Source organism: Variovorax sp. FW301-JW7 (assembly GCF_058788795.1).
In genome coordinates this window covers 981,034-1,003,105 of sequence record NZ_JBYTBC010000001.1, presented here as the reverse complement: position 1 = coordinate 1,003,105, position 22,072 = coordinate 981,034, and the positions used below count along the sequence as shown (strand labels likewise).

General features: G+C 68.3%; 19 protein-coding genes. 13 read left to right on the top strand and 6 right to left on the bottom strand.

The window, feature by feature from the left end:
- Positions 1-56: 56 nt before the first annotated feature.
- Positions 57-1,277, top strand: coding sequence for an MFS transporter (locus AC3WQM_RS04495; protein WP_492677096.1), 1,221 nt, complete (start codon positions 57-59; stop codon positions 1,275-1,277).
- A 10-nt stretch (positions 1,278-1,287) separates the two neighbouring features.
- Here the strand turns inward: AC3WQM_RS04495 and AC3WQM_RS04490 are convergent, their stop codons facing one another.
- The gene (locus AC3WQM_RS04490; RefSeq protein WP_492677095.1) at positions 1,288-1,845 is read right to left on the bottom strand and encodes a methylated-DNA--[protein]-cysteine S-methyltransferase; all 558 of its coding nucleotides are present in this window, start codon (positions 1,843-1,845) and stop codon (positions 1,288-1,290) included.
- Between the two features lie 252 nt (positions 1,846-2,097).
- Between AC3WQM_RS04490 and AC3WQM_RS04485 the strand changes: the two genes are divergently transcribed.
- From AC3WQM_RS04485 to AC3WQM_RS04460, 6 genes are read left to right on the top strand one after another with little or no spacing between them, the layout of a single operon-like run.
- Positions 2,098-2,703: a GspH/FimT family pseudopilin gene (locus AC3WQM_RS04485; protein WP_492677094.1), complete on the top strand. Its 606-nt coding sequence runs from the start codon at positions 2,098-2,100 to the stop codon at positions 2,701-2,703.
- Complete coding sequence (gene pilV, locus AC3WQM_RS04480) at positions 2,700-3,305, top strand: type IV pilus modification protein PilV (protein WP_492677093.1); 606 nt, start codon at positions 2,700-2,702, stop codon at positions 3,303-3,305. The genes AC3WQM_RS04485 and pilV overlap by 4 nt, the downstream gene beginning before the upstream one ends.
- The gene (locus AC3WQM_RS04475) at positions 3,302-4,309 is read left to right on the top strand and encodes a PilW family protein (RefSeq protein ID WP_492677092.1); all 1,008 of its coding nucleotides are present in this window, start codon (positions 3,302-3,304) and stop codon (positions 4,307-4,309) included. The genes pilV and AC3WQM_RS04475 overlap by 4 nt, the downstream gene beginning before the upstream one ends.
- Complete coding sequence (locus tag AC3WQM_RS04470; protein ID WP_492677091.1) at positions 4,306-4,911, top strand: PilX N-terminal domain-containing pilus assembly protein; 606 nt, start codon at positions 4,306-4,308, stop codon at positions 4,909-4,911. Before AC3WQM_RS04475 ends, AC3WQM_RS04470 begins: the two co-directional genes overlap by 4 nt.
- 4 nt (positions 4,912-4,915) lie before the next feature.
- Positions 4,916-5,419 (top strand): type IV pilin protein, encoded by a 504-nt coding sequence (locus tag AC3WQM_RS04465; RefSeq protein ID WP_492677090.1) that lies wholly within the window; start codon positions 4,916-4,918, stop codon positions 5,417-5,419.
- 50 nt (positions 5,420-5,469) lie between these two features.
- Positions 5,470-9,300 (top strand): pilus assembly protein, encoded by a 3,831-nt coding sequence (locus AC3WQM_RS04460; RefSeq protein ID WP_492677089.1) that lies wholly within the window; start codon positions 5,470-5,472, stop codon positions 9,298-9,300.
- Between the two features lie 27 nt (positions 9,301-9,327).
- Here the strand turns inward: AC3WQM_RS04460 and AC3WQM_RS04455 are convergent, their stop codons facing one another.
- Both AC3WQM_RS04455 and AC3WQM_RS04450 read right to left on the bottom strand, forming a co-directional pair.
- Positions 9,328-12,384, bottom strand: coding sequence for an FAD-binding and (Fe-S)-binding domain-containing protein (locus AC3WQM_RS04455; protein ID WP_492677088.1), 3,057 nt, complete (start codon positions 12,382-12,384; stop codon positions 9,328-9,330).
- A gap of 9 nt (positions 12,385-12,393) precedes the next feature.
- Entirely contained in the window at positions 12,394-13,107 is a 714-nt protein-coding gene (locus AC3WQM_RS04450) for a GntR family transcriptional regulator (RefSeq protein ID WP_095745311.1), read from the bottom strand.
- Between the two features lie 121 nt (positions 13,108-13,228).
- On the opposite strand from AC3WQM_RS04450, the gene AC3WQM_RS04445 reads away from it, so the two are divergent.
- The 3 genes from AC3WQM_RS04445 to AC3WQM_RS04435 all read left to right on the top strand — a co-directional run bounded on the left by AC3WQM_RS04445 (position 13,229) and on the right by AC3WQM_RS04435 (position 16,659).
- On the top strand, positions 13,229-14,473 hold the full coding sequence (locus AC3WQM_RS04445; RefSeq protein ID WP_492677087.1) for a pyridoxal-phosphate-dependent aminotransferase family protein: 1,245 nt from the start codon (positions 13,229-13,231) through the stop codon (positions 14,471-14,473).
- 130 nt (positions 14,474-14,603) lie between these two features.
- Positions 14,604-15,581, top strand: a complete 978-nt coding sequence (locus tag AC3WQM_RS04440) for a Bug family tripartite tricarboxylate transporter substrate binding protein (protein WP_070060655.1) — start codon at positions 14,604-14,606, stop codon at positions 15,579-15,581.
- A gap of 313 nt (positions 15,582-15,894) precedes the next feature.
- The gene (locus tag AC3WQM_RS04435) at positions 15,895-16,659 is read left to right on the top strand and encodes a fumarylacetoacetate hydrolase family protein (RefSeq protein ID WP_492677086.1); all 765 of its coding nucleotides are present in this window, start codon (positions 15,895-15,897) and stop codon (positions 16,657-16,659) included.
- On the opposite strand, the gene AC3WQM_RS04430 is transcribed toward AC3WQM_RS04435, so the two are convergent.
- Positions 16,608-17,570 (bottom strand): LysR family transcriptional regulator, encoded by a 963-nt coding sequence (locus tag AC3WQM_RS04430; protein WP_095948546.1) that lies wholly within the window; start codon positions 17,568-17,570, stop codon positions 16,608-16,610. The two genes, AC3WQM_RS04435 and AC3WQM_RS04430, sit on opposite strands and share 52 nt — an antisense overlap.
- A gap of 90 nt (positions 17,571-17,660) precedes the next feature.
- Between AC3WQM_RS04430 and AC3WQM_RS04425 the strand changes: the two genes are divergently transcribed.
- Positions 17,661-18,857, top strand: coding sequence for an MFS transporter (locus tag AC3WQM_RS04425; protein WP_492677085.1), 1,197 nt, complete (start codon positions 17,661-17,663; stop codon positions 18,855-18,857).
- Here AC3WQM_RS04425 and AC3WQM_RS04420 read toward each other — a convergent pair.
- On the bottom strand, positions 18,821-19,660 hold the full coding sequence (locus AC3WQM_RS04420) for a dienelactone hydrolase family protein (protein WP_492677084.1): 840 nt from the start codon (positions 19,658-19,660) through the stop codon (positions 18,821-18,823). The two genes, AC3WQM_RS04425 and AC3WQM_RS04420, sit on opposite strands and share 37 nt — an antisense overlap.
- Positions 19,661-19,816: 156 nt before the next feature.
- Between AC3WQM_RS04420 and AC3WQM_RS04415 the strand changes: the two genes are divergently transcribed.
- On the top strand, positions 19,817-20,797 hold the full coding sequence (locus tag AC3WQM_RS04415) for a GlxA family transcriptional regulator (protein WP_492677083.1): 981 nt from the start codon (positions 19,817-19,819) through the stop codon (positions 20,795-20,797).
- A 27-nt stretch (positions 20,798-20,824) separates the two neighbouring features.
- A complete protein-coding gene (locus tag AC3WQM_RS04410; RefSeq protein ID WP_492677082.1) occupies positions 20,825-21,352 on the top strand; it encodes a GNAT family N-acetyltransferase in 528 nt (175 codons plus the stop codon).
- A gap of 12 nt (positions 21,353-21,364) precedes the next feature.
- Here AC3WQM_RS04410 and AC3WQM_RS04405 read toward each other — a convergent pair whose 3' ends face one another.
- A complete protein-coding gene (locus AC3WQM_RS04405; RefSeq protein ID WP_492677081.1) occupies positions 21,365-22,006 on the bottom strand; it encodes an ABC transporter ATP-binding protein in 642 nt (213 codons plus the stop codon).
- Between the last annotated feature and the right edge of the window lie 66 nt (positions 22,007-22,072).

Here is a 22,072-nt window from a genome sequence, read left to right as displayed (position 1 = left end):
GCGGCAGACGGGCGCGGCCCCGAGGATGCGGTCTTTCTCTTCGTATGCCACGCCCCATGCCCTCGCCTCTTCCCCGTTCTTTCTCCCACCTCGCCTGGGCCAATCTGGCGGCGCAGTCCGCCGAACAACTGAGCCTCGCGGCCGTGCCGCTGGTGGCCGTGCTCGCGCTCGGCGCCGGGCCGGGCGAGATCGGTTTTCTCGCGGCAGTGCAGACGCTGCCCTTCCTGCTGGTCTCGCTGCCGATGGGCCTGCTCGCGGACCGCATGTCGCGCCGTCGCCTGATGGTGTGGGCCGAGGGCCTGCGCGCGGTGTCGCTGCTGGCACTGCTCGGCATGGTGCTGTCGTCGACGCTGGGCATCGGCGGGCTGGCCGTGCTCGGGTTCCTCGGCGCGGTCGGCACGGTGGGCTTCAGCGTCGCGGCGCCCGCGCTGGTGCCAGCCCTTGTGCCACGCGACGCGCTGGCGCGCGCCAACGGGCGGCTGGAGCTGGCCCGCAGCGCCGCCTTCACGGCCGGGCCCGCGCTCGCGGGCGCGCTGGTCGCGTGGGCCGGCGCGTCGTCGGCCTTCGTGCTGGCGGCGGTGCTGTCGGTGGCGGCCGTGGGCCTCTTGCTGCGGTTGCACGAAGCACCCCGCCCTGCAGCCCCGTCGCGCCATCCGCTGCGCGACGTGCACGATGGCGCGCGCTTCGTCTGGCAGCACGCTTTCTTGCGGCCGATGCTGATGACCGGCGCGGTCTTCAACATCTCGTGGTTCGTGCTGCAGGCGGGCTATGTGCCTTATGCCGTGCGCGTGCTGGGCCTCGGCGCGCAGGCCGTGGGCTTCACGCTCGCGATGTACGGCGCGGGCATGGTGGTCGGTGCGCTGCTGACCTCGCGCGTGACGGCGCGACTGCCTTTCGGGCGCGCGATCCAGGTCGGGCCGGCGGTGGCGGTGGCCGCCGCCGCGACGATGGCAGCCACGCTCGTCGTGCCGACCGCCTCGCTGGCCGCGCTCTCGTTCTTCCTGTTCGGCGCGGGACCGATGGTCTGGGTCATCACCTCGACCACGTTGCGCCAGAGCGTGACGGCCTCGGCGATGCTGGGCCGCGTGTCGGCCGTGTTCCTCACGGTGAATGCGGGTGCGCGCCCCGTGGGCGCGGCGCTCGGCGGCCTGGTGGGCGCCTTGTGGGGCGAGCCGGCCTGCCTGCTGCTGGCGCTCGCGGGCTTCGCGTTGCAGGCCGCGATCATCTTCGGTTCGCGCATCGCAAGGCTGCAGCAGTTGCCGGTGCCGGCGGTCTGAACCTTCAAGCTCAGAACAGCGAGCGCGTCCCGCTGGGCGTGGCGCCTTCGATGTCGAGCATGCGCAGCTTGGTCAATGCGCCGCCGCCCGCAGAGAAGCCGCCGGGCTTGTTGCCCGCGGCCAGCACGCGGTGGCACGGCACGACCGGTGCGAAGGGGTTGTGGCCCATGGCCTGACCGACCGCGCGCGACAGGCCCTTGTCGCCGAGCTCTTCCGCCACCTCGCCGTAGGTGCGCGTCTGCCCCGGCGGAATGCGCCGCGCGATCGCATAGACGCGCTGGTGGAATTCGGAGACGCCGCGCATGTCGAGTTCGATGTCGCACAGGTCGTCGGTCGCGCCGTCGAGCAGCGCCTGCACACCCGCGATGGCGTGCTGTGCGCGCTGCGCTGGCGGGGCTTCCTCCAGGTCAGGAAAGCGCCGGCGCATGCGCGCACGCGTCGCGGCCTCGCCCCGCTCTTCGGGCAGCTGCACGCCGACCAGCCCCTGCGGCCCCCAGGCCAGCGCGCACACGCCGATGGCGGTCGGGAACAAGGCAAAGCCGAAATCGGAAGGGGATGCGGCAGTCATCGGAGCATTGTGATTCAAGGTTGAAGAACGACGCGCGGACATGGGGGCGAAGCCCACTTCCGCAGAAGAGAAAAAGTACCGGCCGAATACCCCGAAATACCAGACTTTCACTCGGCGCTTCGAGGCATTTCCGCTCATCCTTTCGAACGCACCGAACGTCGGCAAGCCGTTGTCGGACATGTGCATCGCCCCCTAGTCTCGCGCCCAGAAGTTGTCGGCTGAAATTCCAAAACAACAGGGAGAGACATGCACATGAGGCCACGCGATTCTTCGCGGCCCGCGCGGCTGCGCGACCAGCGCGGACTGACCGCCATCGAGCTGATGGTCACGCTGGCGATCCTCGCGATCCTGATCGGGCTGGCGGCTCCGTCGATGTCGCGCTTCGTCGTGCAATGGCGCCTTGCCAATGCCGTGAATGCCCTGACCGGTTCGCTGCGCATCGCGCGCACCGAGGCCATCGCGCGTGCAAGACCCGTCATCGTCTGCCAACTGGCGCCGGGCACCGACACCGCGTGCGAAAGCGGCGCGGGCGCCAAGGAGCTTGCCGGCGGATGGATCGTGTTCGTCAACCACGACCGCGACGCCGCCTCCGTCTACGCCGAGGCAAAGGGCGACGAGCTGCTGCTGCGCCAGGACGCGCTGCCGGGCATCGCGAACATCGCGCTCGCGAACGCGGGGCGCTTCGTCTTCCTGCCCAACGGACTGATGCGATCGGGCGCGAACGGCATCACCTTCGATGCGATGGGATTCGACAAGGCCAACCCACCCTCGTGGGCGCGCAGGTCGCTGTGCATCAGCAAGCTCGGCCGCATCCGGTACCTGACGGGTGCCGCCGATTGTTCGGACAACGAAGAATGAAGTGCCCCACCCAGCGCGGCGCCACCCTCATCGAGGTGCTGGTCGCCATCGTCATCCTGGCCATCGGCCTGTTCGGCATGGCGGGGCTGACCTCCGCGGCCCTCAAGTACAACCAGTTCTCGCGCATGCGCGCCACCGGCCTGAGCCTGGTGAACGACTACGCGGAGCGCGCCCGCGCCAACCTCGCCGGCTTTGCCGGCTACGCCCACACCAAGGCCTACAACGCCAGTGCGCGCGTGGCGGCCTCCAAAGATCCCACCTCGCCGCGCGCTGCCTGCCTCGTCGACACGTCCAACCCCGCCAGCCCGGTCAACACCTGCGGCGCGGCCATCGCCACGTATGACCAGTCGCAGTGGCTCACCAACGTTGCAAACCGACTGCCGGGCGGCGCGGCCTACGTCAGCACGGAGCTGCCCGACGTTGCATCGGGCGTGAACGGCCTGCCCGCCACGCGCGTGCTGAACATCTGGCTGATCTGGAGCGCCATCGAGGAAGGCGCCGGCTTCGGACGGAAGGAGCAATTGCAACAACCCTGCCCCGCCGGCGCCAACATTGCGACCGGCGCTTCGGTGAACTGCATGTACTTCCGGATCACGCTATGAGCACCGCCCCCATGGTTCCTGGCCGCATGCGTCATCCGGCCCGCGGCTTCACGCTGATCGAACTGATGGTCGCGTTGACGATCGGGCTGGTGATCCTGGCCGCGGCCCTGTCTGTCTTCGCGACCTCCAGCCGCAGCAGCCAGCTGTCGGAGCTCGAAACGCAATTGAACGAGGACGGCATCCTCGCGCTCAACCTGGTCCAGCAGCAGCTCAAGCAGGCCGGCTATTCGCAGCAGCGCATCCCGAGCAGCGGCGCCACGGTGATGGGCAACTACGCCGGCCCTGCCGTGCGCGGCTGCGACGGCGGATTCACCGACGCAGGCGTCGCCTTCGACAAGCTCTCGTGCACCAAGGGCGACGGCAGCGACGCCATCGCCATCCGCTACGAAGCCACCACCGACAACACCATGCCCCAGCTCACCGACCCGACGCTGGCGACGAACTGCCTGGGCAACGCCATCAACCCCTTGACGCCTTCGCAGGTGGCGCCGCCCCCCACGCCGGCCCCCGGCATGCCGCTGCCGGCTGCCTACGCGCTGGCCGACAACCGCTACCTGGTGACCGGCGCAGGCACGGCACCCATGTTGTCCTGCCGCGGCATGGAGAAGCGCAACACCGGCAACGCCATCGGGTTGCCGCAGCCGCTGCTCGCCAATGTCGAACACGTGCAGGTTCTCTACGGCGTGGCCAGCCGCCCCAGTGCGGAACTCGCGGCCACCTACGACCCGCTGCGCCACCAGATCGTCGATTACCTCGATGCCACCCATGTCGACGACCTGCCCGTCACCGGCACGCTGTCCGACAACACCGAAGACCGTTGGGGCCGTGTGCTGAGCGTGCGCGTGTGCCTGCTCATGCGCAGCGAACGGCCCGTGCGCGACGTGCCCGAAGGCGGCATGGCCTACAAGCAATGCGACAACACCGATGCGACCGGCACCGACGGCTACCTGCGCAGGACCTACACCACCACCGTCCTGCTGCGCAACCGGGTGATCGCGCCATGAACACGAAGCCATTCCCTCCTGTGCGCCACATCGCCGGCGCGAGCGAACGCGGCGTGGTCCTGATCGTCACGCTCGTCCTCGTCGTGATCCTGTCGCTGGCCGGCACCTTCGCGATCCGCAATGCCACGCAGAGCGAGCGCAGCGTGAACGGCATCCGATCGGCCGAAGTGGCCCGCGAGGCCGCCGAGACCGCGCTGCGCTTTTGCGAACAGGTGGCCATCTTCGACGGCGACGACAAGGACTACACCGACTACGCCTCCGTCGGCATGCGCGCCCGGATCATCACGCCCCCCATCGGCTCGGAGTTTGATGAAGCCGCGGCATGGCGCAAGAAGGCCAGCTGGGTCGGCAACAGCGCAATCGTCGTTCCGAAGGCATATGTCAACAAGAAGCCCACCGGCACCACGGTCGACGCCACGCCCCTGGAGATCGAACCGCGCTGCCTCATCCAGAAGATCGCCACCACCTCGACGCCCAAGCTGACCGGCTACCTGATCACCGCCCGGGGCTTTGCCAACAACGCCCGGTTCGAGAAGTCGACCGGCGTCGCCACCCAGGGCGCGGAAGCATGGCTGCAGTCCGTGCTGACACGCGACAAATGACTTCATGACCCCCATCGCCATGACACACCTGCCTTCCGGTTCCTCACGCTTGCAACGCGGCTTCACGCTGATCGAAGTGATGGTCGTCGTCGCGATCGTTGCCATCCTCGCAGCCATCGCGCTGCCGAACTACCAGGAGTACGTGCGCCGTTCCAAGCGCGTCGAAGCCCAGGGCGTCCTGATGGAGGCCGCGCAGTTCATGCAGCGCTACTACTCGGCCAACGACCGCTACACCGCCGCCGCTGGCGACAGCGCCCAGGAATCCGAGCAGAAGAAAGGCGCCAGGAGCCTGCTGCCCGAAGGACTGCAGCAGTCGCCGCGGTCCGGCGGTGCGAACTACACGATCGCCGTCTTCGCGCAAGACACCCCGCCCCGCTACACGCTCAAGGCCACCCGCACCGGCAGCATGAGCGGCGACCGCTGCGGCACGCTGACCTTGAGCAGCCTAGGCGTGAAAGACATGGATGACGAAACCACGGGGCTGTCGGCAGCGGACTGCTGGAAATGAATCTCACACGCCCCATGAAGTCCCCACTTTCAACTGCCGGGAAGAACCGCATGACCGCCACTCCCCCCCTTCTTGCACCCGAGGCCGCGCGCGCGCTGCGAACCTTCATCGGTTTGACTGCTGCATGGGGCGTCGCACTCCTGCCCATCGGCGACGTGCATGCCGCGACAACGCCGAGCCAGAGCCCGCTGTACAACGCCGTGCCGGGTGCCAAGCCCAACCTGATGGTGGTGCTGGACAACTCCGGGTCGATGGACTACGAGTATCCGGAAGGCTATTCGGTCGGGGACGACTGCAAGGATGGCAGCAGCAGTGATGGCGGTGGTGGCAGGAACGGTGGCAGGGGTGACAACAAGAACTGCGACAGCAGCAAGTTCGGCTGGTACGCCATGCGATCGAGTGACATCAATACGCAGTACTACAACCCCGCCACCACCTATTTGGCCAGAGTGGATTCAGCCGGCACGCCGAAAAGCAATCCGACCTATTTCGTGGGCAACCAGCTATCGGACAACAACAGGCCGGATCACGACGCGGGAGCAACCGCCGACTCCAGGAAGTTCTCCTACGTTCAATGCAAGAACAATGATTGTTCCGTTGCCTCGAACAGGTCTGTGACCACCATCAGCCCTCCGTCCACCATGGACGTTCCGCTGCCCGGCGGACACAAGCGAACCGACTGCGGGCCGAGCGCCACCAAGTGCACAACCGAACAAGAACGCCAGAACATCGCGAACTGGTATGAGTGGTACCGCTCCCGCACGCTGGCGGTCAGCACGGCCCTGGGCCTGGCGATGCAAAGCTACGACAACAAGTTCAGGGTGGGCTACGTCCAGTACAACAACAACGGAGACGATGCGCTGGGCATCGTGAGTGGCGTCAACTACTTCAGGGACGAAGCGGCTGCGAACGGAAAGAAGTGGAAAACCAACTTCTACGACTGGATCTACGGCATCAACCCCAAGGGAGGAACACCAAGCCACAACGCCCTGGTGCTCGCAGCCAACTACTACGCCGGCAGCGCAACGAAGTCCATCACCTCCTCCCCCCTGAGCAGCCCCTGGAAGAACGACCCCAACGACCCGAAGAGCGGCGAGCTGAGTTGCCGGCGCGCCTACAGCATCGTGCTGTCCGACGGCGCCTGGAACGCGAAGACTGCGCAAGGCATCGACACGCGCTACACCGCCAGCAGCGCAAGCATCAACTTCGACGGCAAGCCGTCTGCAAGTGCCACCGCATTCAGCTACGACCCGAAGGGTGCGCCCGGCTACGACAGCACGGATGCGATCAAGAAGCTGAACGCCAGAAACACGTACATCCCCTACGGCGACGGCGCCACCAGCAGCAACGGGTTTGCCGACCTCACGGCCCGCTACTTCTGGCATACGGATTTCTCCAAGACGCTCCCCAACGACGTTCCCCCCATGGGCGGCCAGCACAACCCCACGTTCTGGCAGAACATGACCACCTTCACCATCGGCTGGGGCCTGACGCCTTCGGGCGACGCAGGCTGGACCGGAGGACTGACCTGGGCGCAGATCGAGAGCTACAACAACGATTGGCTCGCCGGCAACACGGCCAAGAAACCCAACTGGCCCACCGGCGACCTGAACGACGGCAACAGGACGACCGACGCTCAGCGCGTGGACGATTTCATCCGCGCCGGCTTCACCGGCGGCGGCCGTGCCTACAGCGTGTACTCGGGCGACGACGTGCGCCGGGCGCTCGACAACGCACTTAGCAGCATGGTCGGCTCCGGCAACGACGCCGGCGTGGCCGTGTCGGGCAACAGCAACGAGTTCCAGACGCTGCAAGGCCAGTACAAGTACACGACCGAATACCAGACCGCTGACAACAGCGGCGACATCAAGGCCTTCGAACTGAATGCCGACGGCGACTACAACACGGTCGACAAAGCCGGCAAGCCGATCCCGGCCTGGTCCGCCAATGCCAGGATGCCGGCCGCCGACAAGCGAACGATCTTCGCGTTGTCGAACTACGATCCCACGACGCCCGCCACGGCCCTGCGCATGGCACTGACCTACGGCACGAGACTGGACAAGCTGCCGCCCGATTTCCTGGCCTTGCTCAATGCCGACAAGCAACAGGCCACCGACGAGAGCTTTGTCCGCTACCTGCTGGGCAGCGACCCGCAGAAGGACGCCGACGGCACGGTCTACCGGTTGCGCAAGCAGCCCATCGGCGCCTCGGTCAACTCGCCGCCGGTGTTCGTGGGCGGGCGTTTCGACATGGGCTACGGCCCCTTGAGCGCGGTGGACGGCAGGGGCACCCCCTATGCCGAGTACAAGGCGCTCAAGAGCACGGCCCCTCCCACCATCTTTGCCGCCACCAACAACGGCAAGGTCCATGTGCTGAACGCCGCCAGGAACAACACAGGGGGCATCGAGCTGGCCGCCTTCATGCCCAAGGGCGCCATGGCGTCGCAGATCGATCTGGCCAATCCGAATTTCCGCTTCCGCTACACGCTCGATGGCCCGCTGGTCGAGCAGGACGTGTACGACAAGAACGGCCTGACCCCGGCGGGTGGCAAGAACACGTGGCGCCAGGTGGTGCTGGGCACCGGTGGGCGCGCGGGCCCTTTCATGTACGGCCTGGAATCGCCCTTGAGTGACGCCGGCCGAACGCCGAGCCAGAACCACTTTCTCTGGGAGGTAAACAACAAGCACAAGGACTACGCCGACCTGGCCCACGTGACCAACAACCCCGCCGCGGGCCAGCTGGACGACGGCAGCTGGGTCATGCTGACGGGCAGCGGCCACTACCCCGAAACCGGCAGGCAGGTCGGTCTGTACGCGGTGGAGGCGCTGACTGGCAAGCTCAAGAAATTCATCGGGCTCCCGGCGGAATTTGGCAACGCCGCCACCGGCGGCAACCGCGGCCTGGGCGGCGTGGTCGCGGTGCGGGACACCACCCGCCGCATCATCGCCGCCTACGCCGGCGACGCGAACGGCAACCTGTGGCGTTTCGACCTGCGCAGCGCAAAGCTCGGGCCTTCCGCCAAGGGCCAGTTGCTGTTCACCACGCCGGGCGGCAAGACGCAGCCGATCTACGCCGCACCGGCGTGGCAGGTTCACCCCGGCGACGGAAGCACCTGCACGTACAGCGCCACCACGCAGTGCGGCGCCATCGTGGTCGTGGGCACAGGCATCCTGCTCGACGAGGAAGACCTCGCGACGCCCGCCAGGAAACAGGCCATCTACGGCATCTGGGACCCGACGCCCATCGGCGGCGACGCCAAGGCCGACGCCCGCAAGGTCGAACTCGCCGACCTCGTGGAGCAAACCATCGACAAGGCCTCGGCGAAGGCCGGCCTGCTCGCCGAGCGCGACAAGAACTTCTACCAGGTCAGCAGCAACGCCGTGGACTGGAAAACCAGGAAGGGATGGCTGCTGAACCTCGGCGTGATCCCCTACCCCGGGGCGATGGAAAACGGCGAGCGCGTGGTCGGCGACCTGAGCAACCTGGGCAGCAGCGTGATCGTCACGTCCTTCCTGCCCGAGGACAAGAACCTGGGCATCGAGTCCTGCACGGCCACCGGCAGCCTGCCGAACAACACCTACGTGCTGGACGCGCTGACGGGCAAGAACAAGTACTCGTTCGACGTCGATGGGAACGGCAGCTTCGACTTCTATTCGATCGTCTCGAACCCTGCCGGCGGCTTCACGCGCGGCAACGTGACCTCGCGCAACATGGTCGGCCAGCCCAACGAAGGCCGCCCCGACGGCAAGCCCGAAGTCAATTGCACCAATGAAACGGGCTTCCTGACCGGCGTGGGCGACACGCAGAAAATCGGCGACGGCTGCGGGGTGTCGCGCACCTGGCGCCGCAGCTGGCGCCAGGTGGTCTCGCCACCCTTCTGAGTTCCGAAAGAGAAAGCCGCAGCCCCCTCAGAGCATCATGTGCCGCGCCAGCAGCACCGCCACATGCACCGCCTCGCGCTGCGCCCCGTCGCCGATCTGGTGCCGGCAGCTCGTGCCGTCCGCCACCACGATCGCATCGGGCCGGGCGCGGATGGCGGGCAGCAGGCTCGCCTCGGCCATCTGCATCGACACCTCGAAGTGGCTGGCCTCGTAGCCGAAGCTGCCGGCCATGCCGCAGCATGAGCTTTCGATGAGCTCGGGCTCGGCGCCCGGAATCAGCTTCAGCACGTCCATGATCGGGCTCACCGCGCCGAAGGCCTTCTGGTGGCAGTGGCCGTGCAGCAGGATCGGCGCGGTGGCCGGCTTCAACGCGAGTTCGAAGCGGCCGGCCTTGCGTTCGCGGGCGATGAACTCCTCGAACAGCAATGCCTGCTTCGCGACGGCCTGCGCCTTGTCGCCGAAGCCCATCACCAGCGTCTCGTCGCGCAGCGTGAGCAGGCACGAGGGCTCGAGCCCGACGATGGGAACACCCGCCTGCGCCAGCGGCAGCAGCGCGTCGATCAGCGCCCCGGCGCGCACCTTGGCCTCGTCGACCATGCCGCTGGCCAGGAAGGTCCGGCCGCAGCAGTGGTGCCCGCCGCCCTTCTCCACCGTGTGCAGCGCATAGCCTGCGGCGTGCAGCACGCGTGCCGCTGCAAAGACGTTCTCGCTTTCGAAGGTGCCGTTGAAGGTGTCGACGAACAGCACGGCGACCTTCTCACCGCGCGCTGCAGCCGCCAACACCGAGGCCTGATCGGAAAACAGGCCGGCCGCCACCGCGTCCTTCGCACGCCAGAAGGTGTCGGTGCGCCATTCAGGCAATGAGCGCTTGGCCGAAAAGCCCAGCATCTTCTCGCCCAGCCATGCCGCGCCCGGCACGCGGTTGCGCAGGTTCAGCAGCCACGGCATGCGGCTGGCGCGGTGCGCGTAGTCGGGCATGTAGGCGACCAGCTTGTCTTTCAGCGTGTGGCCGTGGCGCTTCTTGTAGTGGTCGAGAAACTCTACCTTCATCTTCGCCATGTCCACGCCTGTCGGGCAGTCGCGCTTGCAGCCCTTGCAGCCGACGCACAGGTCCATGGTCTCGTGCATGGCCTCGCTGGTGAAGGCGTCGGCGCCGAGCTGGCCCGACAGTGCCAGGCGCAGCGTGTTGGCGCGCCCGCGCGTCAGGTGCTGCTCGTCGCGCGTCACGCGGTAGCTCGGGCACATGGTGCCGGCGTCGAACTTGCGGCAGTGGCCGTTGTTGTTGCACATCTCCACTGCCTTGGCGAGGCCGCCGGTGCTGTCGCCGCCCGTGCCCGGCGCGGTGGTCACCTCGGTCACGGGGTCGGCGTTGACGTTCCAGCCCGACCAGTCGAGCACGGGCTTCAATTCGATGCGGCGGTACGGCCTGGGAGCCGTGGGCGGCGCAAAGCGGAACAGCGCGCCGTCGTCCATGCGCGGCGGGTCGATGATCTTGCCGAGGTTGAACAGGCCGATCGGATCGAGCTGCTGCTTGATCGCGCGAAAGGCCTCGTTGATCGCCGGGCCGAACTGCCACTCGATCCATTCGCCGCGGCACAGGCCGTCGCCGTGCTCACCGCTGAAGGCGCCCTTGTACTTGCGCACCAGCGCGCTGGCTTCTTCAGCGATGGCGCGCATCTTGGCCGCGCCGTCGGCGCGCATGTCGAGAATGGGCCGCACGTGCAGCGTGCCGACCGAGGCGTGCGCGTACCAGGTGCCGCGGCTGCCGTATTTGGCGAACACCTCGGTCAGCGCGTCGGTGTATTCGGCCAGGTGTTCGAGCGGCACGGCGCAGTCCTCGATGAAGCTCACGGGTTTGCCGTCGCCCTTGAGGCTCATCATGATGTTGAGGCCGGCTTTGCGCACCTCCCACAGGTTCTTCTGCCGGCCGTCGTCGGGCATCTCGACCACGCTGCCGGGCAGGCCGAGGTCGCCCATCAGCTCGACCAGCCGCTTCAGCTGCGGCAGCAGCGCGGCCTTGTCGGCGCCCGAGAACTCGACCAGCAGGATGGCCGCCGGCTTGCCGATCAGCGCTGTTTCCACGGTCGGCTTGAACGCGGGATTGGCCAGACTCAGCTCGATCATGGTGCGATCGACCAGCTCCACCGCGGTCGGCCCGAGCTTCACGATGTGCTGCGCCGCGTCCATGGCCGCATGGAAGGTTGGGAAGTTCACGATGCCCAGCACCTTGGCGCGCGGCAGCGGCGCCAGCTTGAGCTTCAGGCTGCGCGTGTAGGCCAGCGTGCCCTCGGCGCCGATGAGCAGGTGCGCCAGGTTCACGCTGCCGTCGGCCGTGTACGGCTTCTCGCTCTGGTTGTCGAAGATGTCGAGGTTGTAGCCCGCCACGCGGCGCATCACCTTGGGCCAGTGCTGTGCCATGGCGTCGCGGTGCTCTTGCGCCAGCCCATGCACGAACTGCGCGATGCCCGCCGCGCGTGCGCCCAGCTGGCCCAGCGGCCCGAACTCGACCAGCTCGCCGCTCGACAGCCACGCGCTCGCGCCGAGCACGTTGTGCACCATGTTGCCGTAGGCGATGGAGCGCGAGCCGCAGGAGTTGTTGCCCGCCATGCCGCCCAGCGTGGCCTGCGCGCTGGTCGACACGTCGACCGGGTACCAGAGCCCATGCGGCTTGAGCTGCGCGTTCAGGTGGTCGAGCACCAGGCCCGGCTCGACCGTCGCAGTGCCCTCTTCCACGTTCACCTCGAGCACCTTGCGAAAGTGCTTGCTGTTGTCGATGACCAGCGCCGCGCCGGTGGTCTGGCCGCACTGGCTGGTGCCGCCGCCGCGCGCGAGCACCGGCACCTTCAGGTCGCGCGCGATGTCGATGGCGGTGGCGATGTCGCGCTCGTTCGTGGGCACGAAGGCACCGACCGGCGTGATCTGGTAGATCGACGCGTCGGTGGCGTAGCGCCCGCGCGAGCCGTCGTCGAACAGCACCTCGCCCTGCGTGTCGGTGCGCAGCCGGCGCGCCAGCAGTTCGCAGGTGTCGTTGGGCGGAAGAACGGTTCCGGCTGGCTGCATGTGGCTGGCGGGATCGATGCGCATGGTGGGGTGTCAGCTCGCTTTGTTGGTTGTGCTCTTGCTCTTGGCTTGCGGGTAGATCTGCCCGGCGCGCAGCAGCTCCAGCACGGTGTCGCGCTTGCGCAGCACGTGCGCCGTGAGCACCTTGCGCATGGCCTGCGCGTCGCGCGCGGCCAGCGCCTGCACCATCTGCTCGTGCTCCTCGACCGCGTGCTTCCACTTGGTCTCGTCCTGGTTGGTGCGAAAGCGCAGCGACTGCACGCGGGCGTTGATCGAGCGGTAGGTGTTCGACAGCACCGGGTTCGCCGCCGCGTCGTTGATGGCCGTGTGGATGCGCGCGTTCAGGCGGTAGTAGCCCGACAGGTCGCGCCGCGCGAAGCAGGCCATCATTTCGTAGTGCAGCGCGCGCACCTCGGCCAACTCTTCGTCGGTGATGCGCTTGGCCGCCAGCTCGCCCGACATGCCTTCGAGCATCGCCAGCACCTCGAAGGTGTTGAGCACGTCGGCCTCGGTGAGCTTCACCGCCACCGCGCCGCGGTTGGGCAGCAGGTCGACCAGCCCCTCGGCCGCCAGCAGCTTGATGGCCTCGCGCAGCGGCGTGCGCGACACGTTCAGCTGCAGGCACAGCTCGCGTTCATTGAGCTTGGCGCCGGGCGCGATGCGCCCCTCCACCAGCATGGTGCGCAGGCGCGCCACCACCTGGTCATGCAAGGCCAACCTGGAGATTTCGATGATTTCAGCGGTCATGTGGGGTTCCCTTGTCTGCATTTTGAATGCAAAAAATAGCCGATACAACCTTGGTTGATAGGTGTAAACCAGCATACATAAATGCATTTTGAATGCAAAACTGAGCACACAAGGAGAGCCCATGCTGCAACTCGACATCCACCCCACCGGCCGTCACTTCCTCCAGATTCCCGGCCCCAGCCCGGTCCCCGACCGCATCCTGCGGGCCATGAGCCTGCCCACCATTGACCACCGCGGGCCCGAGTTCGGCACGCTGGGCCTGAAGGTACTCGGCGGCATCAAGGAGATCTTCAAGACGAAGCACCCGGTCGCGATCTATCCCGCTTCCGGCACCGGCGCCTGGGAGGCCGCACTCGCCAACACGCTCAGCCCCGGCGACCACGTGCTCATGTACGAGACCGGCCACTTCGCGTCGCTCTGGCAGAAGATGGCCACGCGCCTGGGCCTGTCGACCGAGTTCCTGGCCTACACCGGCACCGACGCCCACCTGCCGAATGCGCCCAGCTGGCGCCGCGGCGTGCAGGCCGAGCTCATCGAGGCGCGCCTGCGCAAGGACACCGAGAAGAAGATCAAGGCCGTGTGCGTGGTGCACAACGAAACCTCCACCGGCGTCACCTCCGACATCGCCTCGGTGCGCAAGGCCATCGACGCGGCGGGCCACCCCGCCCTGCTCATGGTCGACAGCATCTCGGGCCTGGCCAGCGCCGACTACCGCCATGACGAATGGGGTGTCGACGTCTGCGTGAGCGGCTCGCAAAAGGGCCTGATGCTGCCGCCCGGCATCAGCTTCAACGCGCTGTCGCCGCGCGCCCTCGAAACGGCCAAGCACGCCAAGCTGCCCAAGGCCTTCTGGGCCTGGGACGAGATCGTCGAGATGAACAAGGACGGCTACTGGCCCTACACGCCCAACACCAACCTGCTCTACGCCCTCTCGGAATCGCTCGACATGATCCTCGGCGAAGGCCTGGACAACGTGTTCGCGCGCCACCAGCGCTGGGCCGCCGGCGTGCGCGCGGCGGTCAACACCTGGGGCCTGCCGATCCAGTGCGCCGACCCGTCCGTGTACTCACCCGTGCTCACCGGCGTCATCACGCCCGAGGGCGTCGATGCCGACGCCGTGCGCCGCCTCATCCACCAGCGCTTCGACCTCTCGCTGGGCACGGGCCTGGGCAAGCTCAAGGGCCGCATGTTCCGCATGGGCCACCTGGGCGACAGCAACGACCTCACGCTCGTGGCCATGGTCGCGGGTGTCGAGATGGGCATGAAGCTCAGCGGCATCAAGCTGGCGGGCAGCGGCGTGCAGGCGGCGATGGACTATTTCGCGAGCCACCAGGCCGCACCGGTTGCCCTGAAAAAAGCAGCCTGAACCCGGCGCACGCCAACCCACACGGGCCGCAGCGCATCGCTCGAACGATGCGGCGGCCCACCACCCTGCCGGGCCCGCGCAAGCGGCTCCCGGCACGCATCGGATTCCCCAACCGACGGAGACAAAGAAGATGCAAAGACGTTCCCTGATCCAGGCCGCCGCCGGCGCGGCCGCCACGCTGGGTGTGCCCCGGCTGTTCGCGCAGGAGTGGCCCACCGGCCCGGTGCGCATCGTGGTGGGCTTTCCACCCGGCGGCGGCACCGACGCACTCGCGCGCGTGGTCGCGCAGAAACTCACGACGATGTGGGGCCAGCAGGTCATCGTCGAGAACAAGGCCGGCGTCGCCGGCGTGCTCGCGGCCGACTACGTGGCGCAGCAGCCCAGCGACGGCAGCACCCTGCTCATGGCCCACATCAACAGCCACGCGCTCGCCCCCAGCCTGCAGCCCAAGCTGCGCTACAACGTCGAGCGCGACTTCGTGCCGATCGTGCTCGTGGGCGTCACGCCCAACCTGCTCATCGCCAACCCGGGCCAGAAGGCCCTCAGCGTGAAAGACATCGTCGCCGCCTGCAAGGCCGCGCCCGGCACCGTGAGCTTCGGCTCCGCCGGCGCGGGCTCGGCCCAGCACCTGGCGCTGGAGATGTTCAAGCTGCAGGGCGGCGTCGATGCGCTGCACGTGCCCTACAAGGGCAGCGGCCCGTTGCTGGCCGACCTGATGGGCGGGCAGATCCAGTACAGCTTCGAGACCATGACCGCCGCCACCCCGCACGTGAAGAACGGCCGCGTGCTCGCCGTGGCGCAGACGCGCACCAAGCGCGCCAAGGGCCATCCGAACGTGCCGACGATGCAGGAGCAAGGCTTTGCCGGCTTCGAGGCCACCACCTGGTACGGCCTGGCCGGCCCCGGCAAGCTGCCCCCGGCCATCGCGCAGAAAGTGAACCGCGACGTCAACACCGTGCTCGCAATGCCCGATGTGCAGGAACGGCTCGACACCTACGGCGCGGAAGACGGCGGTGGTTCGCAGGACAAGTTCAAGCAGTTCATCAGCACGGAGATCGCCAAGTGGGCGAAGGTCGTCAAGGACGGCAAGGTGCAGGTCGAGACCTGAGGGTTTTTTACGCTCTTGTTCAGGGCGACGCTCACGCCGACGGGGCACCTTGCTCCGCGAATGTCCCCCGGGGCTTCGCCCCTCCTCCTTGATTTCGCTGCGCAAGGCCCCCCATCAGCGTGATCGTTTTCAGAGCACCGGTTGATCGGCCGCAAACGCAGAGCGTGCCCTCGTGCGCAGGGCACTGGGTGCTCCCCGCAGCGAAATCAAGGAGGAGCCGAAGGCGGGGGACATTCGCGTAGGGGAGTACCCGGTGTCCTGTGCACGCGCCCCGAACGAACCGGACCCCAAGAGAAACTGAGAAGATCCAAAAATGACCCCCGACCAAAAAGCCCTCACCGAAGCCCTCATCGCCGCACGCCAAGCCAACCGCACGCTCGACGCAACCCCGTGGACCGACGCCCTGCCAGACGCCCCTCAAGCGTATGAAGTGCAAGACGCCGTAGCCGCAGCACTCGGCTGGTTCAACGGTGTTCCGAAGACCTGGAAGTCCGGCGGCGGCTCCCGCAGTGCCACGCTCACACACGCCCCGCTGCCCCCATCCGGCGTGCGCCAGAGTCCCGCCAACTTCAGCGACCTCACATTTCACGCCCCCGGCATCGAGGCAGAGATTGCATTGCGACTCGGCCAGGACGTCACCCCCGCCCAAGCCGCCGCGCTCGACCACGACAACTCGGCGGCCCTCATCGATGCCATGGCCGTCTCCGTCGAAATCGTCGATGCCCGCTGGCAAGACCTGGCCGCCACGCCCGCCCTGCTGCGCCTCGCCGATTCGCAAGTCCACGGCGCACTCGTGCTCGGCGACTGGCAACCCTACGCCGCCGTCGACTGGGCCTCGCAGCGCTGCGAAACGAAGATCGGCAACGCAGAAACGGTGGTGCGCGAAGGCACGCATCCGCTGGCCGATCCGGCCTGGCTGCTGCCCATCTGGCTGCGCCATCTCACGCGCCACGGCCAGACCGTGCCCGCCGGCACCGTCGTCACCACCGGCTCGTGGGTCGGCGTGCTGCCCTGCCGCCGCGGCGATCAGGTGACGGCAGAGTTCCCCGGCATCGGCGCCGTGCGCTTGAGCGTGTAACGCCCGCCGCCCACGCCCGAACACGCCACCAGGAAGTCGAGCACCGCCCGCACCCGCGCGGGCAGCGTGCCGGCCTTGCCGATGTACACCGCGTGGATCGGCTCGATCTCGCCCGGGTTGAACTCCTCGAGCAACGGCACCAGCCGGCCGGCATCGATGTCGTGCTGGATGTGATACAGCGACAACCGCGCCACACCCGCCCCCGCGATCGCCAGCTGCCGCAGCGTCTCACCGTCGCCCGCGCGCACCGGCCCCGCCACCGGCAGCATCACCATGCGCCCATCGACACGCAGCGGCCAGTCGGGCGTGTTGCGCCGGTAGCTCCAGCCCAGCCGGTTGTGCGCCTCCAGCTCCTGCGGCGTGCGCGGCGTGCCGTACTTCGCCAGGTAGTCCGGCGCGGCCACGATGGCCTGGCTGGTTTCGCCCAGGCGCCGCGCCACCAGGTCGGACGACGGCAACTGGCCCCAGCGGATCGCAATGTCGGCGCGCTCGTCCATCAGGTCGACGATGCGGTCGGTCAGCGCAATGTCGAGCGTGATCTGCGGATGCATCTCGAGCAGGCGCGGTACCAGCGGCACCAGCTTGTGGTGCCCGAAGGACACGCTGGCGTTGATGCTCACGCGCCCGCGCGGCGCCGCACCGGCCGCGGCGCAACGCTCGGCCTCGTCCATGTCGGCCAGCACGCGCGTGCTGCGCTCGTAGAAATGCAGCCCCTCGGGCGTGAGCTGCAGCTTGCGCGTGGAACGGTGCACCAGCTGGATGCCCAGGCGCAGCTCGAGCCGCGCCACCAGCTTGCTGACGGCCGAGGGCGTCATGTCCAGCAGCCGCGCCGCCGCCGAGAAACCGCCCGCCTCCACCACCTGCACGAAGGCCTCCATTTCGCCGGAGCGGTTGACGTCGATGCGCGGCATGGGCTTCCTTGTCTGTGACTTGAATTCACAAGTGCATGTACTCGCGGCATTCTAGTCATCGAGGCAGATCGTCCGCACAGTACAGGCATCATGCCCATCGCTCTTCTTGCCCTCACCGCCGGTGCCTTCGGAATAGGCACCACCGAATTCGTCATCATGGGCCTGCTCCTGCAGGTGTCGACGGACCTTCAGGTCTCCATCACGGCCGCCGGCCTGCTGATCTCGGGCTACGCGCTCGGGGTCGCGGTCGGCGCGCCCGTGCTCACCATCGCCACCCGCAAGCTGCCGCGCAAGACCGTGCTGCTCGCGCTGATGGCGATCTTCACGCTCGGCAACCTCGCCTGTGCGCTCGCGCCCAACTACGAAATGCTGATGGCCGCGCGCGTCATCACCTCGCTGGCGCACGGCACCTTCTTCGGCGTCGGCTCGGTGGTGGCCACCGGCCTCGTGGCGCCCGAGCGCCGCGCCTCGGCCATCGCGATCATGTTCACCGGCCTTACCGCCGCCACGCTGCTGGGCGTGCCGGCCGGCGCATGGCTGGGCCTTCAGCTGGGCTGGCGCTCGACCTTCTGGGCGGTGACGCTGATCGGCGTGCTGGCCTTCGTGGTGCTCGCGGCCTTCGTGCCCCGCATGAAGGGTGAGGCCAAGCCGGCACCGCTGCGCGAAGAGATCGCCGTGCTCGCCCGCCCGCAGGTGCTGCTGGGCCTGGCGATGACGGTGCTCGGCTTTGCCGGCGTGTTCGTGGTCTACACCTACATCCAGCCGCTGCTGACGCAGGTCACCGGCCTGTCGGAATCGGCCGTGTCGCCGATCCTGCTGGTGTTCGGCGGCGGCCTGGCCGTCGGCAACATCCTGGGCGGCAAGCTGGCCGACCGCGCACCGATGGCCGCCGTGCTTGGCACGCTGGTGGCGCTGGCCGTGGTGCTCGGTGCGATGCAGTTCACCATCGGCACGCCGTTCACCGCCGTGGTGTTCGTGGGCCTGCTCGGCGTGGCCTCGTTCGCCACCGTGGCGCCGATGCAGCTGCGCGTGCTCGAGAAGGCCTCGGGCGCGGGCCAGAACCTCGCCTCGAGCCTGAACATCGCGGCCTTCAACCTCGGCAACGCGCTGGGTGCCTGGGTCGGTGGTGTGACCATCGACCACGGCCCGGGGCTGCGTGCCCTGGGCTGGGTGGCCGCGCTGCTCACGCTCGTGGGCCTGGCGATCGCGCTGTGGAGCCGCGCGCTCGACCGCCGCGCACAGAAGACCGGTCAGCTGCCGGCCGACGGCGCCTCGGCACGGGCCTGATCCTGCACCCCCAGGCGGCGCGCGAAGAACGAAAGGATCTCGTCGCGCGCCGCAAGGGTCGGCTGCCCGGTCTCGTCGATCAGGTGCGCCGTCACCACGCTGTGCGGGCTTGCCACCACCTGCGAGAAGAACGACGGCAGGTCGCGTGTGTTGGCCGCGCTGTCGGGCAGCACGCGGGCCACGAAGCGGTCGCCCAATGCGTCCGCATACGCCGCAAAGCGTTGGGCCCGGCAGAAGCGGTCGCCCTCGAAGCGGTAGGCCATCACGGTCAGGTCCTCGCGCTCCAGGCGCTGGCGCACCTGGGCGATCTCTTCCGGCGAGATCTCGATGCCACCGGGGTTGTCCAGCGGCAGCGACGGCTGCGACAGCACGGGTGCCAGCACGGCAGGCTCCAGCATCATGGTGAGCGCGAAGTTGCCGGTGAAGCACATGCCGATGGCGCCCACGCCCGGCCCGCCGCTCTCCGCATGCGCCAGCCGCGCGAGCGCGCGCAGCCACTGCGTCACCGGGCTCGAGGCGTTGCCCGCGAAGGCGCGGAACTCGGCGCTCACGCAGGCGCGCTGGAACACGGCCTTGCCCTCTTCCGCATCCGGCACCGCGCCATCGCGGCCAAACATCGACGGCATGTAGACCGTGAAGCCGGCGTCGCGCACCCAGCGGGCGAAACGCGCCACGTGCGGGCTGATGCCGGGCATCTCGGTCATCACGATCACGGCCGGGCCGGTGCCGGCCACGTAGACCGTCTTGGTGGCACCGTCGAGCGCGATCTCGCGGCGGGTGAAGTCGTCGAGCGGGTCGGTCATGGCAAGGCCTCCCGGATGTACGGGTGAGCACAGTGAGGAACGAGGGCAAGGATGTGGGACACGAAAGCACTTTCGGTGTTGCGACGATGCCCATTGCACCCCAGCACGCACTAGACTGCCAGTGTCCATTCAGACGCCTATCAGGCGTTTTCTGCCATGCACGATTTCACCGTTCTCGTTCTTCCGGGCAGCTTCGCCACCAGCACCGCCGTCACGCTCGACGTGCTGGCGGCCGCCGCCACGCTCGCACCGCGCCACCAGATGCCCCGCCCCACCTGGCGCGTGGTGTCGCCCGATGGCGGCAGCGTGCCGCTGAGCAACGGCCTGCGGATCGACACCCTCGCCATGCCCCGCCGCGCGCGCGCCGACGGCTCGACATGGATCGTGCCCGGCCTCGGCGTCGACAAACCGGCCGACCTCGCACTGCGCCTGACCGACGACCACGCCCGCGCCGCCATCGATGCGGTGCGGCGCCATGCCGCACGCGGCGGCGCGGTCGCGGCCTCGTGCTCGGCCGTGTTCCTGCTGCAGGCGGCCGGCCTGCTGGCGCAGCGCCGCGTCACCACCTCGTGGTGGCTGGCGCCCGAGCTGCGTCGGCTCGAACCGGCCTGCCATGTCGATGCCGACCGCATGGTCTGCGCCGACGGGCCGGTGAGCACGGCGGGCGCGGCCTTTGCGCAGTCGGACCTCATGCTGCACCTGCTGCGCACGCGCTTCGGCCCCGCGCTGGCCGAGGCCGTGAGCAAGGTGCTGCTGATCGACGGCCGCCAGGCGCAGGCCCCGTTCGTCGTGCCGTCGATGCTGTCCAACGGCAACGAGCTGGTCGCGCGGCTCACGCGGCGCATCGAGGCCGCGCTGCCCACGCCGCCCAGCGTGGCCGCGCTGGCCGAAGAGTTCGCGATGTCGCAGCGCACGCTGGCCCGGCGCGTGCGCGCCGCCACCGGCCTGGGGGCGCTGGCGCTGGTGCAGAGCGTGCGGCTGAACCGCGCGCGCATGCTCATCGAAAGCAGCCGCATGACCATCGACCAAGTTGCGACGCAGGTCGGCTACGAAGACGCCACGGCGCTGCGTCGGCTCATGCGCAAGTCGGCGGGCGCACCGCCGAGCCGGTTCCGGTCGGCCTTGCAGACGGCGTGACGCTGTTGCCTGAGAATGCGCCGCACCATGAATCGTCCGCTTGTCACCCTCCGCCCCGCCACCGCAGCCGACGCGCACACGCTTGCCGCGCTCGCGATCCAGGTCTGGCTCGACACCTACGCCACCGACGGCGTGAGCGACCTGCTGGGGCGTTACGTGCTGTCGACCTTCACGCCGGCAGCGTTCGCTGCATGGGCTGAGGCGCCCGATGCCGCACTGCAAGTAGCGCAGGTCGATGGCCATCTCGTGGGCTACGCGCTGCTGCAATTCGGCGCCGTGCAGCCACTGGCGCCGGGCTGTGACACCGAGTTGCGCACGCTCTATGTGCAATCACCGTTCGCACGCAGCGGCGTCGGCTCGATGCTGCTGCGCGAAGCCCGCAGCGCCGCCCACGCGCGCACAGGCAGCAACGGCCTGTGGCTCACCGTGAACGTGAAGAACCTGCGCGCCTGCGCGTTCTACGAAAAGCACGGGCTGACCGTGACGGGGCTGACGCAGTTCGTGCTCGGCGACGAACGTCACGACAACCACGTGATGGCCACGCCGCCCCGTTGAGCGCGCAGCTGATCAGCCCAGCGGCAACTCGATGCAGGCGGCCAGTGGCACTTCCGTGACGCGCTCGCTGCTCGCCACGACCACGGCCCGCCCCGGCTGCGCAATGCGCCGTTCGATCGCCTGCCACAGGCCGTGGATCGAACGCGCATCGAGCGCGCCGACCGGGTCGTCCAGTAGCACCACGGGCCGCCCCGACGCGAGCGCGGCGGCCAGCCCGACCTTGCGGCGCGAACCGGTCGACAGCATGAACATCTGCTTTTCGAGGTGCGGCGTGAGCGAGAAGGCCTCGACCAGGCGCTGCCACTCGGCCTTGTCGAACCCCGCGTCGCCCTCGCCCAGCAAGGCCGTGCAGGCCTGCACGCTGAGCGCGTCGAAGGCTTCCGACGCCGGCTCGCAGAAGAAGACCTGGCGCCGGTAGGCCTCGGGCTGGGCGTCGAGCGTCACGCCGGCCGCGCGCAGTTGCCCGGCCGATGCGGGCTGCTGCCCCGCCAGCACGCGCAGCAAGGTCGACTTGCCGCTGCCGGTGTCGCCGTACATCAGCGTGACGCCCTCGCCGATGGCGGCGGACCAGCGGTCGGCCAGCGCCGGCTGGTCGGGGTACGCGAAGCGCAGGTTCTGGATCTCGAGGAGAGAGGGAGCTATGGAAAGCCTCATGCGGAATTTGTATCTGTAACGCTAGACTGAACGCCATTTGTAACCGCACCCGCCGCGAGCCGGGCA

Coding starts and splice junctions, on each gene's coding strand:
- AC3WQM_RS04485 (WP_492677094.1), top strand. CDS start 2,098: ATGAGGCCACGCGATTCTTCGCGGCCCGCGCGGCTGCGCGACCAGCGC.
- AC3WQM_RS04490 (WP_492677095.1), bottom strand. CDS start 1,845: ATGACTGCCGCATCCCCTTCCGATTTCGGCTTTGCCTTGTTCCCGACC.
- AC3WQM_RS04410 (WP_492677082.1), top strand. CDS start 20,825: ATGAATCGTCCGCTTGTCACCCTCCGCCCCGCCACCGCAGCCGACGCG.
- AC3WQM_RS04415 (WP_492677083.1), top strand. CDS start 19,817: ATGCACGATTTCACCGTTCTCGTTCTTCCGGGCAGCTTCGCCACCAGC.
- AC3WQM_RS04455 (WP_492677088.1), bottom strand. CDS start 12,384: ATGCGCATCGATCCCGCCAGCCACATGCAGCCAGCCGGAACCGTTCTT.
- AC3WQM_RS04440 (WP_070060655.1), top strand. CDS start 14,604: ATGCAAAGACGTTCCCTGATCCAGGCCGCCGCCGGCGCGGCCGCCACG.
- AC3WQM_RS04425 (WP_492677085.1), top strand. CDS start 17,661: ATGCCCATCGCTCTTCTTGCCCTCACCGCCGGTGCCTTCGGAATAGGC.
- AC3WQM_RS04445 (WP_492677087.1), top strand. CDS start 13,229: ATGCTGCAACTCGACATCCACCCCACCGGCCGTCACTTCCTCCAGATT.
- pilV (WP_492677093.1), top strand. CDS start 2,700: ATGAAGTGCCCCACCCAGCGCGGCGCCACCCTCATCGAGGTGCTGGTC.
- AC3WQM_RS04435 (WP_492677086.1), top strand. CDS start 15,895: ATGACCCCCGACCAAAAAGCCCTCACCGAAGCCCTCATCGCCGCACGC.
- AC3WQM_RS04465 (WP_492677090.1), top strand. CDS start 4,916: ATGACCCCCATCGCCATGACACACCTGCCTTCCGGTTCCTCACGCTTG.
- AC3WQM_RS04460 (WP_492677089.1), top strand. CDS start 5,470: ATGACCGCCACTCCCCCCCTTCTTGCACCCGAGGCCGCGCGCGCGCTG.
- AC3WQM_RS04450 (WP_095745311.1), bottom strand. CDS start 13,107: ATGACCGCTGAAATCATCGAAATCTCCAGGTTGGCCTTGCATGACCAG.
- AC3WQM_RS04495 (WP_492677096.1), top strand. CDS start 57: ATGCCCTCGCCTCTTCCCCGTTCTTTCTCCCACCTCGCCTGGGCCAAT.
- AC3WQM_RS04470 (WP_492677091.1), top strand. CDS start 4,306: ATGAACACGAAGCCATTCCCTCCTGTGCGCCACATCGCCGGCGCGAGC.
- AC3WQM_RS04420 (WP_492677084.1), bottom strand. CDS start 19,660: ATGACCGACCCGCTCGACGACTTCACCCGCCGCGAGATCGCGCTCGAC.
- AC3WQM_RS04430 (WP_095948546.1), bottom strand. CDS start 17,570: ATGCCGCGCATCGACGTCAACCGCTCCGGCGAAATGGAGGCCTTCGTG.
- AC3WQM_RS04475 (WP_492677092.1), top strand. CDS start 3,302: ATGAGCACCGCCCCCATGGTTCCTGGCCGCATGCGTCATCCGGCCCGC.
- AC3WQM_RS04405 (WP_492677081.1), bottom strand. CDS start 22,006: ATGAGGCTTTCCATAGCTCCCTCTCTCCTCGAGATCCAGAACCTGCGC.